The 18082-nt window shown below is 44.5% G+C and carries 11 protein-coding genes; all 11 read right to left on the bottom strand.

All coding sequences use genetic code 11. The features are described from left to right. Positions 1 to 105: 105 nt before the first annotated feature. The 11 genes from QUA80_RS07200 to QUA80_RS07150 all read right to left on the bottom strand — a co-directional run bounded on the left by QUA80_RS07200 (position 106) and on the right by QUA80_RS07150 (position 17706). Positions 106 to 315 (bottom strand): hypothetical protein, encoded by a 210-nt coding sequence (locus QUA80_RS07200; RefSeq protein ID WP_333422753.1) that lies wholly within the window; start codon positions 313 to 315, stop codon positions 106 to 108. A gap of 96 nt (positions 316 to 411) precedes the next feature. Then, entirely contained in the window at positions 412 to 897 is a 486-nt protein-coding gene (locus QUA80_RS07195) for a glutathione peroxidase (RefSeq protein WP_333422751.1), read from the bottom strand. Positions 898 to 1187: 290 nt separating this feature from the next. Beyond that, positions 1188 to 2075: a DUF2382 domain-containing protein gene (locus tag QUA80_RS07190; RefSeq protein ID WP_333422749.1), complete on the bottom strand. Its 888-nt coding sequence runs from the start codon at positions 2073 to 2075 to the stop codon at positions 1188 to 1190. Between the two features lie 216 nt (positions 2076 to 2291). Beyond that, positions 2292 to 3146: a DUF2382 domain-containing protein gene (locus tag QUA80_RS07185; protein ID WP_333422747.1), complete on the bottom strand. Its 855-nt coding sequence runs from the start codon at positions 3144 to 3146 to the stop codon at positions 2292 to 2294. A gap of 424 nt (positions 3147 to 3570) precedes the next feature. Then, the gene (locus QUA80_RS07180; protein ID WP_445302212.1) at positions 3571 to 3963 is read right to left on the bottom strand and encodes a DUF1499 domain-containing protein; all 393 of its coding nucleotides are present in this window, start codon (positions 3961 to 3963) and stop codon (positions 3571 to 3573) included. 191 nt (positions 3964 to 4154) lie between these two features. Then, positions 4155 to 5813, bottom strand: coding sequence for an adenylate/guanylate cyclase domain-containing protein (locus tag QUA80_RS07175; protein ID WP_333422744.1), 1659 nt, complete (start codon positions 5811 to 5813; stop codon positions 4155 to 4157). Then, entirely contained in the window at positions 5788 to 8349 is a 2562-nt protein-coding gene (locus tag QUA80_RS07170; protein WP_333422742.1) for a response regulator, read from the bottom strand. Before QUA80_RS07170 ends, QUA80_RS07175 begins: the two co-directional genes overlap by 26 nt. Further along, positions 8346 to 8738 carry a response regulator gene (locus QUA80_RS07165; RefSeq protein ID WP_333422740.1) on the bottom strand — a complete coding sequence of 131 codons (393 nt, stop codon included), beginning with the start codon at positions 8736 to 8738 and terminating at the stop codon, positions 8346 to 8348. Before QUA80_RS07165 ends, QUA80_RS07170 begins: the two co-directional genes overlap by 4 nt. 310 nt (positions 8739 to 9048) lie before the next feature. Then, positions 9049 to 10473, bottom strand: coding sequence for a response regulator (locus QUA80_RS07160; protein ID WP_333422738.1), 1425 nt, complete (start codon positions 10471 to 10473; stop codon positions 9049 to 9051). 7 nt (positions 10474 to 10480) lie between these two features. After that, a complete protein-coding gene (locus QUA80_RS07155) occupies positions 10481 to 14425 on the bottom strand; it encodes a PAS domain S-box protein (RefSeq protein ID WP_445302214.1) in 3945 nt (1314 codons plus the stop codon). A 539-nt stretch (positions 14426 to 14964) separates the two neighbouring features. Beyond that, complete coding sequence (locus tag QUA80_RS07150) at positions 14965 to 17706, bottom strand: family 10 glycosylhydrolase (RefSeq protein WP_445302213.1); 2742 nt, start codon at positions 17704 to 17706, stop codon at positions 14965 to 14967. Between the last annotated feature and the right edge of the window lie 376 nt (positions 17707 to 18082).

Genomic DNA, 18082 nt, shown 5'->3' with positions numbered 1-18082 from the left:
CGGTGCGAAACCGGGTTGTTTGCGCCCCTGTGCGGTCTACAACCCGTCTTTTCGTCGCAAAAAAACCCGGTTTCTCGACAATCCTGCGTCCAGGACTACGTGTTGTTATTTTTCTTTAGGGAACGATGCCATCCCTACAAATAGCATTGCCAGACCGCCTGCAAGAATCGCGAAGGCAAGTACACCTACAACTAAATCTAATCCCGATGTATTTTCCATTAAATTAAACCGTTCTCCAATTAAATCCAACCATCGGTATTTGTTAATCGCTGAGTGATTGCCAACAATGGGGAAGAGAAAAAAATAAGCTTTCAACTTATTGGAAAAAAAGCCTATTAAGTTCTTCCCTCTTCCCTAAACATCCATCGGTTAAATCCGTTAAATTCCGTACACTGCGCGTTACCGAACTTCTTATTTTGCCAATTCTCGATCGATAGCAGCGATCAGTTCGGGCGAATCCGGGCCAACACTGCTGCGGAACCTAGCAACCACTTCACCCTGTTTGCTAACTAAGAATTTCTCAAAATTCCACGAAACCTCACCCTTGGGATCGGCTGCACTCGTAAGCTTAGCGTACAGCGGGTGCTGCTGACTGCCTTTGGCGTGTACTTTGTCAAATAATTCAAAGGTGACGCCGTATTTTGTAGTACAGAAATTGACGATTTCTGAATTACTTCCGGGTTCTTGTCCTCCGAAATCGTTGCACGGAAATCCTAAAACACGAAGTCCAGCAGCGCTGTACTTCTTGCTCAATTCTTCGAGTCCTTTGTATTGCGGTGTATACCCACATTGGGAAGCTACGTTAACTATCAAGAGTACCTTGCCAGCGTACTCTCCTAGCTGCTTGTCTTCGCCTGCGATCGTTTTTACTTTAATGTCGGAGATTGTGCTGGGCATTTTCAAATACTTTTAAATTTGACCACCACAATTTTACCGCAATTGGGTACAATCTTGTCTATATGCCGATCGCTAAAAATTTAAATATCCCGGTTGGGGCAGGTTTGCGGAGCTCTGGCTTGTATTGTAGATATTGGTGAACCCGCCCATACCAAAATTACGGTTAATTTACCGAACACTATCTTAGTAGATGTCGGTGAACTTTCCCCACAGCATCGATCGCCACAGTCAGCTATTGGATTGAAGTTTCTCCCTAATAGCTAAAATCTACAGCGAAAAGGAGGAGTATTTTAACTCTCTGAGTGGTGTTCCGCCATCCATTTTTGGTAAGTATCCTCAAGTTGCTTGTCTTCTAGAACGAGTTCTAGGCGGACTTTAACGCAACCGTGGCGGGGTTGAGAGGCGATCGAATTTAAGATTTTGCTAGCTTTCTGCACAGAGGTAAATTCCGCCTTAACTGTCGGTTCGTGGCGATCGCTTTTAACCTCCGTCAAATCTATACCGGTGATGTTTCCCTCGCCCAAATCTATTTCTGCCAACACCTTCGGATCTTCACCGACTTGTTCGACAATCAGCTTTTCCCACTGGAGGGGCACTTGTACCATCCGAGTTTCAATTTCTTTGCGCACGATGACTTCGCCGACTTTGCGCTTGCTGCGGTTGATCACCAATCTTTCTTCTAGCAGGCGAATTACTTCTCGATCGACAGTATCCAACTCTTCCTCATTTGTCTCCAAATTTTCATCGATGAGATCGGCATCTGTTAGATTTGACATAACTGTTGAGGGATTCCTTAACTCGCTGTTACTAAATTCACTATGCGGTTCAGAAGCATTTTCTAAAGACTGACTGCCCACATTTGCTGAAACTCCTGGCAGCATATCGACTTGTTCGGAATTAATACTTACAAACAGCGCTTTTTGGTGATAATCGACTTTTTTGAGCAGCTTAATACTTAGTAAAAAAATGCGGGTATTTTCACTGCCTAGCCCTGCCACCACAAAGTTTAACTGACCGTTCTCATCAAAATAGACATCTTTAACTTTGCCTACCAATTGACCTTGGTTGTCTTTAACTGTAAAGCTTTTTAGCTTAGTTCTGACTTTTTCCGGCACCCGGTTGAGACGTGTAATTGATTTTGCAGTTGCGATCTTTTCTGCAGAGGCTTGACGGTTCATTTTTAAAATTTTCCTGCTTTGGGATTTTTATTAGGGATTGGAAAGGACACATTGCTAAAGGCGGGGAAAGTGCATAAACTTTGCCAAAACCAGACAAGTTTTGTACCCCACCCGCCCCGTCACATAGGAATTGCGCGATGCCACAAATCAAACCTGTGCGGTGACACAATTACGTCATTAATTCGCAATTACTATGCAATACCTGTTGCGGTTGCGTTAGATATCTTTATTATCTACAACCGCAGTTCCATCGCTCTTAACGTCTAATTCTTCACGACGCAAAGTTTCTTCGCCTTCAACCGTGCTGCGAACAACTTCTTTTCTGACGTTGACTTCTTCCCGCACGAAAGCTTCCTTGTGAATGTCGGCTGTTTCTTCGTAGACTTCCATGCGTGCAACTTCCCCTGATTGGAAGTCAGCGTCACCAACTGAAACTACTCGACCAGCTTCTACGGGCGTTACTCGCTCGATTACAACTCGTTCTTTTTCAACGGGTACTGAAGCTCGCGCTGTTTCAGTTTCCACGCGCTTGCCAACTGCTACTTCGCCTGTTTTTGCGCGGTGTTTGTTGGCAATCAAGCGTTCTTCATAAAGCTTGAGATTTTGGTGCTGCTGTTCGTTGGTGTCGTAGAGGGGGCGATCGATATCGTAGCTGTAGCTGCTGCGATCGTAGCTAGCAGGAGTTGCAGTGCTTGCCGATGCTGTTTCTTGATTGCGGTAAATGCCTCTTACCTGTTCTTCGCGATCGTAATCCACTGGTTCTAATTCATTGTAAGCCGGCAATTGTTCTGCTTGAGCTTTGCTGCGAAGGCCTGTTGCGTACACGCGACGGGCTCCGTAGTCGAAGCGGGCAGAGCCGATTGGCAACAATACTTTTTTGCCAAAAATCCAAATACCGGTATCAATTACCAGATAGCGGAAACGACCGGTGTCATCGACCAAAGCATCATAAACAGTGCCTACTTTTTCATCAGAGTCGCCGGCATAAACATCAAATCCCTTGATGTCGTCTCCAGCAAAGATTTCTTCCTGATAGTTAGGATAAAATTCTGCTAATCTTTGAAGTGCCATGTGTTTTTTCCTCTTCGCTCTACTTAAATTAATAGTAGAAATTAATTCGTTCAGTTCCCTCTCCCTAAAGTCAGAAGTGTATAATTTAGGGTGTTTAATACTATAGGAATACTACGGCATCTCTGCTTCTATGCTAGCGCGCTCAGCTATTTTAAAGATTGTAAAACTCTACAATTGTCAATCTTATAACAAGTATTAAAAGTCAAAGTGAACCGTAGGGAGACGGCAATGCCGTATCCTACTCCCCGCGCCGGACACGGCATTGCCGTATTCTACTCCCCGCACCGGACACGGCATTGCCCTGTCCCTAATGTTAATAATTGTTAACTAGATAGTTACAAATAAACATTACATCGTTACAGACAAAAATTGAAGCCCCCGATCTTGCGGGAGAGGGGCTTCTGGAAAGTTAGAAATTTTAATTTCAGAGTTGATTTAGTTGAGTTCTGATTGTTTCTATCCGGCTGCGATTAACTCCTAAATCCGACTCTCCCAGACGCGAAGCCGATCGCACGTGGATGACTTTTGCTGCATCATCTACCAAAAATTCAACGTCATCAACAAACCCCATCAAAGCACTGGTGAACTCCGCATAGAGGTAGTTATCAGTTGCCGTGATAATTTTAGTTTTTCCATAGGACTCGATCGCCGCTTTGAGCTTTGCCATCGCTTCACTCTGGGACGAAGTGTATGCCAAAGGCTCAATTTTGTGTTGGGCATCTTGACTGAAGCTGCTGACGCAGTTGGGGGAACTCGGGCACGCTGCGAGTTTTCCTGATACAATGCCGATATTAGCAGGTCTTTTTCCAGCAAACACTGTTTTTTCTCCTGGTATAGCGATAAAAGTAGCGATCGACAGTACTGCTACTGCTAGCAATGACATTAAAATAACAACGACTCTTTTCAATGCTGTCGGCGATTTTGTTTCAACTGTTTGCAAAATATTAGCCCTCTTGAAAGTGTAAATTCTGTATAAGTTTAATATTAATTCAAATTAACATCAAAAATTTAAATATATTTACTTTGTTCTTCTATCAACCAGTAAGTCAACATTCTTCCTTTACCTTTAACCGGGATATAGCCCCGTTCTTCAAAAACGAACTGCTCTTTCAAACGCTCGTAAGTCTGCACCGTCACTTGAATTTTACCAGGCAATCCGTTCGACTCCATGCGGGAAGCAACATTAACAGTATCCCCCCACAAATCATAACTAAATTTGCTAATCCCAATAATTCCCGCCACCACCGAACCGCTGTGAATTCCGATCCGCAATTGAAAATTTTCTCCCATTTTGCTATTAAACCTCCTCAAAGCGGCCTGCATCTCCAAAGCTAAAAGTGCGATCGCCTCAGAGTGATCCTCCCGCGGCGTAGGCAAACCCCCAACCACCATGTAAGCATCCCCAATAGTCTTAATCTTTTCCAACCCGTGCAATTCAGACAACCTATCGAACTCAGAGAAAATCCCGTTCAAAATTTCTACCAACTGCGTCGGACTTTTGTGAGCAGAAAACTCTGTAAAACCCACCAAATCAGCAAACAAGACGCTCACCTCATCAAAATGCTCCGCTATCAACTTTTGCTCTTTTTGCAAGCGATCTGCAATAGGTTTCGGTAAAATATTCAGCAACAATTTCTCTGTTTGCCCTTGCTGCACTTTCAGCGCTGCTTCAGCTTGTTTTCGCTGAATCAACGAACCTAGCTGCGTAGCAACCGCGCTCACTAATTCCAACAAGCGCGGCTGACATTTCAGAACTTTTTCGCGATAAAAAATCAAAATAGCTAACACTTGATTGTCCGCCAAAATTGGCACCCCAAAAGCCGCTTTCAATTCCACAGTCCGCGCAATTTCCGCTCGTAAAAAAACTTGTTCCGGTGCAGTAGAAACATCCTCGATCCATTCAGACTGCTGCGACTGCCAAATCCTACCTGGGAGTCCCACACCGGGAGCAAAAATTAACTGCCAACTTGTTTGTCGGAATTGGGCAAAACTCAAGTCGCTGACGTACCTGCCTGTAGCGCATTTTAAAAAGCCTTCACTGCAAGGAATCCAAGCTTCGCCCAGATTCCATTCAATAGTTTTGCAAATCAAACCTAAAATCACATCTATGGCCGACTCAAAATCCTCAGATTTGCTAATAGCTTGAGTGGCATGCAGCAGCAATCTTGTTTCCATTTCCACCTGGTGGCGTTCAGCGATTTCCTGGTGCAACTGAATGTTTTGAGCGGTCAATTTTTGATTTTTTTCTTGCAATTGCATTTGCAATGAACGCACAGTAAGTTGATTGCTCACTCGCGCCAATACTTCTTTCACCTGAAAAGGTTTTGTGATATAATCCGCTCCGCCAACTTCAAAAGCTTTGGCTTTATTTATTCCTTCTTCTAGCGCGCTGAGAAAAATGATGGGAATTTCCCTAAATTGCGGTTGTGCTTTTAATTTTTTACATAGTTCGTAGCCGTCAATATCCGGCATCATAATATCGAGTAAAATCAAATCGGGTGCGCTAGATTGAATAGCATCTAACGCCAAAAAACCATTATTAACAGGTCGAACTTTATAGCCATTTTTTTGCAAGATTCTAATCAACAAACGCAGATTATCTGGCGTATCGTCAACTACTAAAATATCGCCTTGATAGTTTTCAGTTTTTTCCGCCTGGATCTGCATTATCTGATTCCTCCGACTCGGCAATTAAATTGAGTATTTTCTGGTAATCAAAATTATCGAGATGACCCTGGAGGATTTCGGCAAATTCAGGATGAGCATCCCTTATTTCCTCGATTGTCCTGACAATTAAGTCAAAATCAGCACTGCGGATTACCTGTTTCATGTTGTCTATCCATTTTGCGGGAAGTGTAGGTAAATAAGCAAGCGCAGCATTAGGGAGCGACCCAGATAAATTATGGCGATCGCCTGTGGGGATAAAGTCCGTTGAATGAGAGTAGAGATACTTCACCCCCAAATGTTTGTTGAGGATATCAAATATATCTGTTTTGCGGAAAGGTTTGCTAATAAAATCGTCGCAGCCGACCAATAAAGCAAACGCTTGCCTGCCTTCAATTGTACTAGCTGTCAAAGCAATAATCTTCGGAATCGGGGAGTCTGGATGGAAAATATTCATTTCCCCCTTCCCTTGCTCTCTCTGCTTGATTCTAGCCTTAATTTGTTTAGTAGCTTCGTAGCCGTCCATCACTGGCATTAGCACATCCATCAAAATTAAGTGCGGGTGCCAATTTTCCCACATTTCTATTGCTTCCTGGCCGTTGGTGGCTTGTTCCACCCCGAAACCCAAAGGAGAAAGCATTTTGACTAAAAGTTGGCGGTTGTCTTCGCGATCGTCCACAATTAAAATCCGGTAGCAAGGTTGGTTTGGTTCCAACCCAGTAATTTCGCGGTTAAGTTGCGGATCTGGAAGCTCAGCAGCATAAACCGCACCCACTGGAATTTCAAATTTAAAAGTGGTGCCGAGTTCCAGTTGACTTTCTACGACAATTTCTCCTCCCATCAGGCGGACAAATTGACGGCTGATCTTCAATCCTAAACCCGTGCCTTTCTGAATTTTTTGACCGGAAGCTGTTTGCACAAAAGCCTTAAAAATATTGCCCAATTCTTCGGGAGCAATGCCAACTCCTGTATCTTCAATTTCAAATAAAAGGAAAAAATCCGGCACAGTTAAATCCTCAGCCTCATCGCTGCATTCAACCTTGGGAAAATCACTGCTAGTCATCGAAAATTCCCGAATACTTCTTGTGGTATCAAAGCAAGCTGTGGGACTCTCCAATAAATCCAGAAATCCCGATTTTTCTAACTTTCTCACTCTTAAGATGATTTCGCCTGTTTGGGTAAACTTAATCGCATTACTCAGAAGATTAATCAGCACTTGCCGCAGTTTAATATCATCGGTTCGCACGTACTGAGGAACGTCAGCATCGCGCTGGAAATGCAACTGCAATTCTTCATTATGTACCCGCAGTTGAAACATATCTTGCAAATCGTCGAGCAAGCGGTAGAGGTCGAAGTTTTTCGGGTTGAGCGTCATCCGCCCCGCTTCGATTTTTGACAAATCTAAGACTTCATTGATCAAGGTCAGCAAGTGTTCGCCACTACGGCGAATAATTCTCATATTTTCTCGGTTTTCGACACTAAGATCCGGGCTGGGTTCCATGATTTGTGCAAAGCCGAGTATAGAATTGAGAGGGGTGCGTAACTCGTGGCTCATATTCGCAAGAAACGTGCTTTTAGCTTTGTTTGCGGCTTCAGCAGCTAATGCGGCTTGTTGCAATTGTTCTGTGCGTTCGTCAATTTGGGCTTCTAATGTGTGGTGGTAATCTGCTAGTATTTTTTCGGCTTGTTTGCGATCGCTAATATCTTGAAAAGCTGCGATCGCATAAGCAATATTTCCGCTAGCGTCAAAAATCGGCGTCGTATTGATCTCGATCGCAATTATTTTTCCATCTTGACGAATTTCTACATCGTCAACCTTGACAAATTCTCCTTTCAGTGCGCGCAAAATTGGCAGATTATCCGGCGGGTACAGCTCATCAGTATTGGCAACATAAAGTTGATAAGTTGCAGCTAATTGTTCCGCAGTGCTTTCCGGGATAATGTCTGCACCCAGCAAATCCCGCGCTGCCTGGTTGAAATAGGCGATCGATCCATCGGGATGATAAACAGATACCCCCACTGGCAAAGCTTCTAAAAATTGACTCAGGCGGCTTTCACTCGCAGACAGCGCCTCATTTACTAGCTTTAACTCCTCGTTTACTTCTTGCCGCTTCAGGATTTCATCTGTTAACTTTTGGTCTTGCAAGTAACTGTGAACTGCTTCTACTACCGTTAATTTTAAGTCTTCATTTTGCCAAGGTTTAGGGATATAACGGTACAATTTAGCATACTTGATAGCATTGCTCAGAGCTTCCAAATCTGCTTGCCCCGTCAGCATAATCGTCAGCGTCTCCGGCGAGCTTTCGTGAATTTTTCGGAGCAGTTCGTCCCCTTTAATATCCGGCATGATATAATCGGAAAGCACCAAAGCAATCTCGTATTCATCTGCCTGCAAATCTGCCAGCAACTCTAAAGCATCAGCGCCCCCTTCAGCCGTCTCAATAATACACCGATCGCCGATCGCCTTTTTCAGTTCAATCTTTAAACTGTTCAAAACGTCAGGTTCATCATCAATACAAACAATCACAGGTTTTTTCATAACTTAGCCAGCCCAGATTTTATAATCTCTATTAAGTCTTGGCTTTGCCACGGTTTGTACAAACAACAGTATAAATCGGCTGCTTCTACTGCCCGCTGAACAGCCGCTGCATCCGCTTGTCCAGTCAACATCACTTTAATAATTGTAGGATACTTTTGGTGAACTTTAATTAAAAGTTCGTCACCTTTAATTCCCGGCATCAGCCAATCAGAAACAACCACAATCACCTGAGCTTTTTCTTGAAAATCCTCAAGTAAATCTAAAGCTTCATCGCCACTTTCAGCTAATTCATAAAAGTAATCATTTTTAAATTCACTCTTTAGCTGGATCTTGAGAGTATTCAAGATATCGGGTTCATCGTCAACGCAAAGAATTACAGGCTTATTCATCTTTTCCTCTCAGCTTTAATTTTAGTGGTTTACCGACATGACTTGCTTCTACCTTATTGATTTCGGGCGAGGATGCACGATATCTGTCCCCTATCTTATACCATTTGAGATTTGAGTTTTGAGGTTTGAGACGCGGAATGACTAATTTCATAAAAGTTGGGAACTTGCCTGCAGTTACATTTTTTTTAAAGTGGTATTATTTTAATAGGACTTCCGAACAGAAATTCGGTCGATCGCCCTAAATCTTATCTTGGCAAGAGAGACAGCTAGGAGTTTCACCGGGAATCAGACCCCTACAAATAATTTTTGTTTAAGAGATTGGCAGCGAGACTGTAAAAGTTGTCTGCCCCGGTACAGAATCTACAGCAATTGTGCCGTCATGTTTTTCCACAATTTTTCTCACAATATCCAATCCCAAACCGCTACCTTCGCCTGCTGATTTAGTCGTAAAAAATGGCTGAAAAATTTTGGGAATCACTTCTGGGGGAATGCCTTTGCCGTTATCAGTAAATTTGAGGAAAATATTATCCTCTTCCTGGTGAGTTTCAATTGTCAAAATACCTTTATAATCCATCGCTTGCAGGGCATTATGAACGAGATTCGTCCAAACTTGATTTAAGTCATCTGGATAGCACATAATTTTGGGTAAATCTCCATATTTTTTAACTACTTCTATACCGTGTTTCAGTTGATTTTGATAAAGGGTTAACACCGTTTCAATGCCGTCGTGCAAGTTAGCCTGGACTTTTTCTGGTTTGCTATCGAAATGAGCGTAGGTTTTCAAGGCAAATACTACTTTTCCCGACTTAGCTGTCGCTCTTTGGATCAGGCTAATACTTTTTTTTAAGCTTGCAAACTGGTAAGCAGTATTTAAAACAACTTCCCAATCCGGCAATTTAAATAGCGGCAACAAATGTTCTATGCTGTCGTAGATTTCCATGTCAACTAAAGTATCGGCAATTTCATCTGGCTTTTCAACTGATTCTGCCATCAACTCTCCCGTCAACTGCTGCTTAAACTTACGTTTCTCTCGGCTGGTAAATAAAGTTTCTTGATGGGTAGCTCTGTACAGTAAACTTAAAAAATAAGCTTGACTTTCTTCAGAAAGCTGTTGAAAAAATTGAGGCATCTTGTCTAAATTATAGTCCCAAAAATTAGCTATATTATTAATAGACGAACCTATAATGCCCAGCGGGGTATTGATTTCGTGGGCAATGCCGGCAATCAGTTGTCCGAGTGCAGCCATTTTTTCCGATTGAATCAAATGCTCTTGGGTGGCTTGCAGTTGGTGGAGCGCAGTTGCTAAATCTTGATTTTTTTCTTGCAAAGTTTGTTGCAGCGAACAAATTTTTAAATGAGTTTCTATCCGGGCTAAAACTTCTTCAACCTGAAACGGTTTAGTAATAAAGTCCACTCCGCCAACGGCAAAAGCTTTAACCTTATCCATCACGTCGTTAATTGCACTGATGAAAATCACCGGAACGTCTTTTGTTTCTTCAGAATCTTTCAGCCGCTGACAAACTTCATAGCCGTCCATCTCCGGCATCATAATATCAAGCAGCACTATATCCGGCGGTATTTTTTGAGCAGCAGACAGTGCTAGCTTCCCGTTGGGAACCGGGCGAACTTGATAGCCTTTTTCGCTCAATATTCCTGCCAGCAGCCGCAGGTTTTCTGGCGTGTCGTCCACTACTAAAATATTAGCTCGATTGGTTTTAGGTAAAGTAGAAGTCATCGGGTATTTACGGGTTCTCGCTGATGTCAATTATGTTCAAAATTCTGTCATATTCAAAATTATTAATGCAATCTTGAAGCCGGCCCGCAAGAGAGGGATTGACAGTGCGGATTTGTGCGATCGAAGTCGCGATCGCCTCCATGTCCACACTCAAAATATTTTGCTTGAATTCGGCCATCCAGTCTGGAGAAAGAGAAGCAAAAGCCTCTGGTGTCAGCACCTCCTGACTTGACTCCCCTATACCTGCCCCACTGACTGCGGTTGGATCTTCATAAATATAGCGTACTCCTAAATGCTTTCCCATTGCCACAAAGATATCCTCCTCGCGGAACGGTTTCCGCATAAAATCATCGCAACCAGCCGAAAGAATCACCGCCCGTTCTTCCTCCAAAACGCTAGCAGTCAGGGCAACAATCGCCGTTGCTTGCCCGCCAGTTGTAGTTTTAATTTGTTTCGTTGCCTCGTAGCCATCCATTACGGGCATTCTCATGTCCATCCAAATCAGATGCGGTTCCCACTCCATAAAAATATCCACCGCTTCTTTACCGTTATTAGCTTCTCTTAACTCAAATCCAAGTGGACTGAGAAGTTTTACCAACAGTTGGCGGTTCAAAGGTTTGTCGTCCACAATTAGCAAGCGATAACTTGGCTGATTCGGTTCGAGGGCAACGACTCGACGTTGAGTTTTTTTGCTTTCAATGTCACCAGCTTCAACCAGATGAACTTGGATGTCAAACTGAAAGATTGTACCCTTTCCGAGGTGGCTGGTAACAGTAATTTCACCTCCCATTAATTGCACGAACTGGCGGCTAATCGCTAAACCTAAACCCGTTCCTTCCTGAGAATCTTTACCTGTTTTTGTCTGCACGAATGCTTCAAACAACTGATGGATTTCATCAGGAGCAATGCCTGCACCGGTATCTTGAACTTCAAAATGTAGCGAGTAGCGATCGGGCAATCGATCGCGGCTATTTTGGTCTACCCCCCCCTTTCCTCCTTTGATTTTCACCGACACTCCGCCTTGTGAAGTGAATTTAATTGCATTGTTGAGCAAATTAATTAAAACTTGGCGCAATTTCACTTCATCGGTACAAATATAATGGGGTACTTCCGCGCCCCGCTCGAACACTAATTGCAAGCCTTTTTCCTCAGCTTTGAGAGCAAACATATCTTCTAAATCGTCGAGCAGTTTGTACAAATCGAAGTTTTTTTCATAAATTGTAGTGCGTCCTGCTTCTATTTTTGACAAATCTAAAACTTGGTTAATTAAAGCCAGCAAATGTTCGCCGCTGCGCAGGATAATTGCGACATCTTCTTGATTTTCAGGAGACAGAGTTTTACTGCGGATCATGAGTTGAGCAAAGCCGATGACCGCGTTCAGGGGCGATCGCAATTCGTGGCTCATGTTGGCGAGAAACGTACTCTTAGCTTTGTTTGCTGCTTCCGCCGCTTCTTTCGCCTGCTGCATTTTGATTTCCGCTTGTTTGTTATCAGTAATGTCTTTAATAAAACCTTCGTAGTAAAGTAAATTTCCTGATTCATCGCAGACAGCGCGACAATTTTCGGAAATCCAGATTATGCTGCCATCTTTGCGGTAGATTTCCGATTCAAAGTTGGATAGTATCCCGTACTCGTTCATCAGCGCTGCAAATTCGTCGCGGCGGTTGGGCTTCACGTAAAGCTGGTTCTTGAAATTGGGCTGTGCTGCTATTAATTCTGCGGGCGATTCGTAACCGTAAAGCTGAGCTAAACCGGGGTTAGCGCTGATGTATTTCCCGTCACTAGCAGTTTGAAAGATTCCATTCAAAGCATTTTCATAAATGTTGCGGTACTTTTCTTCTGCTTCTCGGAGGGCAGTTTCTGCTTGTTGGCGATCGGTAATATCGCTAGAAATCGACAAAAAACAAGCTTCTCCGTCAATATCGATGGTTTCTATCGACAGCAGTGCCGTTCTTTCTGTACCATTTTTATTGCGAAACCTGAGTTCGTAATTGTGAATAGCCGTCTTATCTTTTAACATTTGAATCATGCGATCGCGCTCTTCCAAACTCGCCCAGAAATTGAGCTGCACCGCTGTTTTACCGATGATTTCTTCCTGACTGTAGCCCATCATCCGGCAAAAACTATCATTAACTTCTAGGTGACACCCGTCGCTAATTCTCGTGATCGTAATCGCATTCGGACTGGAACGAAAAGCTTTAGAAAACTTTTCTTTAGCCTTAGCAAGATCGGCAGTGCGTTCTGCAACTTGCACTGCCAAATTTTGGTTGTATTCCCTTAATACTTTCTCCGCTAGTTTCCGTTCGGTAATATTTTGAAAAGCGCACATTCCGTAGATAACATTTCCTCGAGCATCGTAAATAGGAGTTCCCCAAACTTGCAGGGGAACCGCTTTGTCAGTGGAGGAGATTTCAATGTCATCAACAGTTACACTTTTACCCTGCAAAGCATTTAAAATTGGGTCACGTTCCGCCGGGTAAATTTCCTGAGTGCCAGCTAAATAAACTCGGTAGATTTGACGTAAATTTTCGGCAGTTGCGGTCACAATTCCTTGAGATAAAAGTTGCTCGCCGCTAGGATTAATGTAGTGAGGTTTACCATTTTTATCTACAATAAAAATTCCTAGCGGTACTGCATTAAGAAATTGTTTGACTCTGCTTTCGCTTTCCGAGAGAGAAGTAAATGAATGCTGCAATTGCTCTGCCATGCTGTTAAAAGCAGCGGCAAGTTCTCCGAGTTCATCTTTGCGATTCAGACTGAGCTTTGTATCCCATTCATTCCGCGCCAAAGCTTTCGCCGCCGCATTCAATCTTAAAATCGGCCGCACCACCCATTTAGCAGTAAGAATCCCCAGTATTGTCGCCCCAATCAAAGCTGCAACCGACAGTAAAAAAGTGGTGCGCGTATTGAGGTTAATTTGCTCCATAAAATCGGACTCGGGTACAACTACTACAATCAGCCAATCCAACCCGCGCTCGTCTTTAAAAGGAGCTACCTGAATAAAATTTCGCTTGCCATTTACCTCAAAAGTAAGCTGTTGAGAATTAGAGATTTTAGCTAAGCTGTCGTAGGATTTCTCTAAATGCTGTGCGGTTTGTCTAATTACCGGATTCTCGCTTTCTGAAGCTTTGATACGTCTGGTTTCTTTACCTTCCACCACGAATTCTGGACTCGCCGTTGAAGTGGCAATTAACATCCCCGATCGCTCCATCACAAAAGTTTGCCCCGACTTGCCAATTTTGAGGCTGACGAGAAATTCTTTGATTCTGGAAAAGAGCAAATCGCTGCCAGCTACTCCTAACAACTTGCCAGCGTCATCGTAGATAGGCAAAGCAGCAGTAATTGCCAGTTCCCTAGTCAAAAAATCTGTATATATTGGAGTCCAAATTGGTTTTTTTGCCGCTACAGCAGCTATGTACCAAGGGCGAATTCGCGGGTCGTAAATATCGGGCGAAATTTGCACTAATTGAACGCGATTTCCCTGAGAGTCAGCAGTATATCGAGCTAATTTATTGCCAGTAGAGCTGTCAGCAGCCGATATCAAAGTCTGGTTGTTAGTGCGGATTGCTCCCGAGTGGTCTCCATTTTCTGTGGCGGTGTAAATGATGCTGATCGAATCAAAATATTGAATTTGTTCGATAAAATGAAGTTCTAATTTTTGTTTTTCTTCTAGGTTCAACTGCCCCAATTTTAGGCTTTGAACGTTGAGGTGATTGACTATGTGGGGAATTGACATATAATTTTCCATGCGGTCTTTGATGCGATCGCTAATTTCTCCCCGCAACTGAGCGGCCACATCGTTGACTGCCCGCTGACCGTTTTGGAACGACAGCCAACCTACAACTCCTACGGTGCCGACAATTTGCAATAAAAAAGGAACTACAAGCACAGTTTGTAATGGAGCTTTGCCGATAATTTTGGTAGCAAAGCGATTGAGCGGTTTAGAAAACATAGTCATATTAAGAGGAATTGGGAATTGGAAATGGGGAATTGGGCATTGGTAATTGTTTTGAGTTCTGATTGGAAATCATCTTCCCTTTGCTCTTCCTTTTCTCCTTATCCTGTAGTTTACTGGCAACAGTACCGCCGATCAATTTCAATCAAAATAGCGTATTTATAATCAGAGTTTTTTCGTAACTACTGATACAGATCGCCCAAGCGCGATCGACCTAACTCGAAATCATCTGAGGTATTGCACCATTCTCAATCAGTCTTGGACGGGCCCGCTAGAAGAGCAACGGCCCACAATCAAACTCACTCTTCGCAGAACAGGTCTGAAAGCCTGTTAATCGAGGATCGTGCAACATTTCAGTTTGAACTCACATCTTGCACCATTCTCGCTTAACAGGCTTCCCTAGCCTGTTCCACAACAAGTACATTTTCTTGTGGGGCGGGCAGGAGATCCCGCCCAGAGAAGGGTTATTAAGAATGGTGCAACATCTGAGTTTAAACAAACAGTAGCTAACGAGCACTCCGCCCAAAAACCTGCATTTACCTGCGATTCAACTCCTTGCTTTCGCCGTAACGTAACAGCATATCCAAACTCTCCAAACGATTTTGCCAAGTTTGAACTTGATAGCTATTTTCTGCAGAATGCAAGCGCATCGAAGATTGAAATTGAGATTGAAAACTCCTTAACAATCTTTTAGTAGTTGCTAAACTTTCCATTGAAGGATTTGCCGCCAAGTTGCTCAAAGCTTGCGCCAATTCATCCGATCGACTTTGCAAAACTTTCAGTTCAGATTCCGACACCCGCAACTGATTGTTAGCCAACAAAAAACTCCATTCCTGCTTGAGAGCAGTATAGCGCGAAGCGGCCGCTGCAAACGGCTGTCGGTAAGGAATCGGCTCCGCAGCAGAAGTGGAACGCACCGGCCGGCCTTGAGTGCGGTTAAAAAACCCCTGCATCCCGCTGCTGATACTTTCCACCGCAAAAATAGCATAGCCCCCTGTCGGCAAATCGCGCAAAGCTTGAATTTGGTCGATCGCCACAACTTCCGGGAGAGTCAATAACTTAACCGACGGAGAAATCAAAGCCGAACCGAGAATTTGTTCCTTTACCAGCGGTTCGGTGATGCGCTGAAGTCGGTTCGTATCCAAAGCATAAGTCATCGGCACAATCAAATCTACAATGCCCTGACGAGCCCAAACTTCCCAATTTTGCTGAATTTTGTAAATCCGCTGACTTTCCGGATGCGGAAACACCGCTACCGACAGAATTGTGCGCGGATAATTCTGCCGCAAAAGCTGAGAAACTTCAGCTACAAAAGTATTAATTTGATTAGTTTTAAACTCAACCCACTGCCGCCACAAACTGCCGTCTCTGGGGGAAATATTCACCGGGTCTGCACCAGTCAACTGCCTGAATTGCTGCCTTGCCGCAATACCGTAACCGTAAGTAAAATTCGCATTGTCATCTTGAAAAGGATAGCGAATATAGTCTAATTGTACTCCATCTACTTTGTAGTTGTTGGCAATTTCGCTGACTATTTGCAGCAGATAATTCCGCGCTTCCGGGTTAGCAGGGTCGAGATAAAATTTACCGTCGTTAGGATTTTGCGTGCGTCCTTTATTGTCAATATTTGCCCACTGTGGATGAGCGGAAAGCACCGGCCCTGGATAAGAACTAGGCTGACCAATTAAAGTATTGTGGCGCTTATTTCCTGTGGCAAAAACCCAAACCCAAGCGTGCAGTTCCATGCCTCGCTCGCGGGCTAATTTAACCGCAGATGCCAGCGGGTCCCAGCCAACTGTCAGGGGATTTTGTTGCGGTGCAACTTGACTCGGATAAATCGTATATCCGGCATTCAAAGTTTCAAAGAAAACGGTGTTGATACCGGCGGCGGCTAGCCGATCGAACACTGCCGCCAAACCCTGCTCAGATCGCGCTGCGACGATCGTACCGCGATCGAGCCAAACCGCCCGAATTTCGGCCCCAAGGCGCTGTCCTTCCTTGGGGTAATTTTGCCACAGCAACTGCCGCGCTTCCACCCACTGCGATCTCGCCTCCGCGTAGTTTTGCTCTTGCAGGAGTTGGTCAAAAGTTTGCAAAACCTGCCGCGCTTGGGCGATCGCCCCCGCCGTTGCCCCTTGCAGAACAGGCGGGCCGCTGGCTGCCGGGCCGCCGGCACTGTTGCTTGCCGCCACCAGTTGAGGGGTGGTAGCAGCATTGAGATTAACAGGCGTATTAGCTGAATTAGCTGCTATCAGGGCGCTTTCAAACCTGCCGAGGAGGTTGGTGAGTTCTTGGCGCATCAAATACGCTTCAATGCTGACGATCGGCTTATTGGAATTTGCCTGCACGTCCAAACCCGCCGGCGCAGACTGATCCGAAGGGTCTGTAAAAGTTGCAGGTACTGGATCGGGCAGCGCACCCGAGGGAGAAAGTCGGCTCAGCGGGGTACTGCGCGGCGAACCAGGGGTGTTTCTAGTGACTCTGGAGGGGGGATTTGGTAGTGGGGTCGCGGTCGCTGTTGGCGGCGCAGCAGGCGGCGCAGCGATTGTGCCTCCCCAGCGGGCGATCGAGGCTTGCAGCCAAGCCTTATCTACATTTGCCGAACCCTCGCTACCCCAGCGCCAGCCGAGATAGGTAGCGCGATCCGTGGCAATGGCTGCGGAGGAACCGGAACTATCTTTCCAAGTAGCTATAGTTTGACTGTTCGCATCAGCCGGAATCAAGACACCGCCTTGGACTGAGGCATTTTTTTGTTCTGCTGGCACCCAACTGCTAGAAGTAGTGCAAGCCAGATCCCGACAGCGGCTGCGCGGTTGCGGGCTCGCCGGTTGGGTTAACGGAAAAGCCCAATAGGCCCCGAGGAGCGATCGCAAAGATTGGCGCACCAAGGCCGGGGAACTGCGGCCGACGGGGCCAGAAGCAATCAAGCGGCCGCCCTGGGAAGCCCAAGCTTCTAAAACTTTAATTTGTGCCGGAGTCAAAGTTTCAATGTTGGGCAAAAACAGCACGTTAACGCCTGCCAAATCCGCAGCACTTTTGATTTGTTCGAGATTGATTGGTTTGTAAGCAATGCCGCTTTCCCAGAGGCGCGTGGTAATCTTTACCCAGTCGGGAGAATTCTCGGAACTGCGAACAACGCCCAGAACTACTTCTGCGAAACTCGGAGAGGGAAATAGGATGAAGAGATTGAGTAACGTACTCGCTAGAGTTCCAATTAAGACTCTTTGCAAGAAAGTAACAAAGCGAATTTTTTGAGCCTGGGAGCAGGTCTCAGGCATTTGATCGGGCTTATTGATTTGTTGCATAAATATGAGAATTACTCACCACACCGCTAAATAAAATTTTAATAACAATTAAGAGCGATCGATCGATTTTAGATTTTAGATTTTAGATTTTAGATTTGGGATTTTAGATTTGGGATTTGGGATTTGGGATTTTATATCGAATCTGTTAGCATCGGAATTATTCCTATCTTTCTTCTCGACCTCTGCGTGAATGGGCGTCCATCCCTTGTCCGGGGCGGTTAATACATTCTCTTTTTTTAACCGCAGATGAAGGCAGATAAACACAGATTAACGCAGATAAATTAGATCGCTTTCGGTTGCACCGTTCGTGATTGTTGACTGTGGACTGGATTTTACTATTCCGATGCTA

It is taken from the genome of Microcoleus sp. F4-D5, assembly GCF_036704885.1.
GTDB lineage: Bacteria > Cyanobacteriota > Cyanobacteriia > Cyanobacteriales > Microcoleaceae > Microcoleus.
The sequence above is the reverse complement of the archived record's forward strand: the minus strand, read 5'-3'. Positions and strand labels throughout refer to the sequence as shown.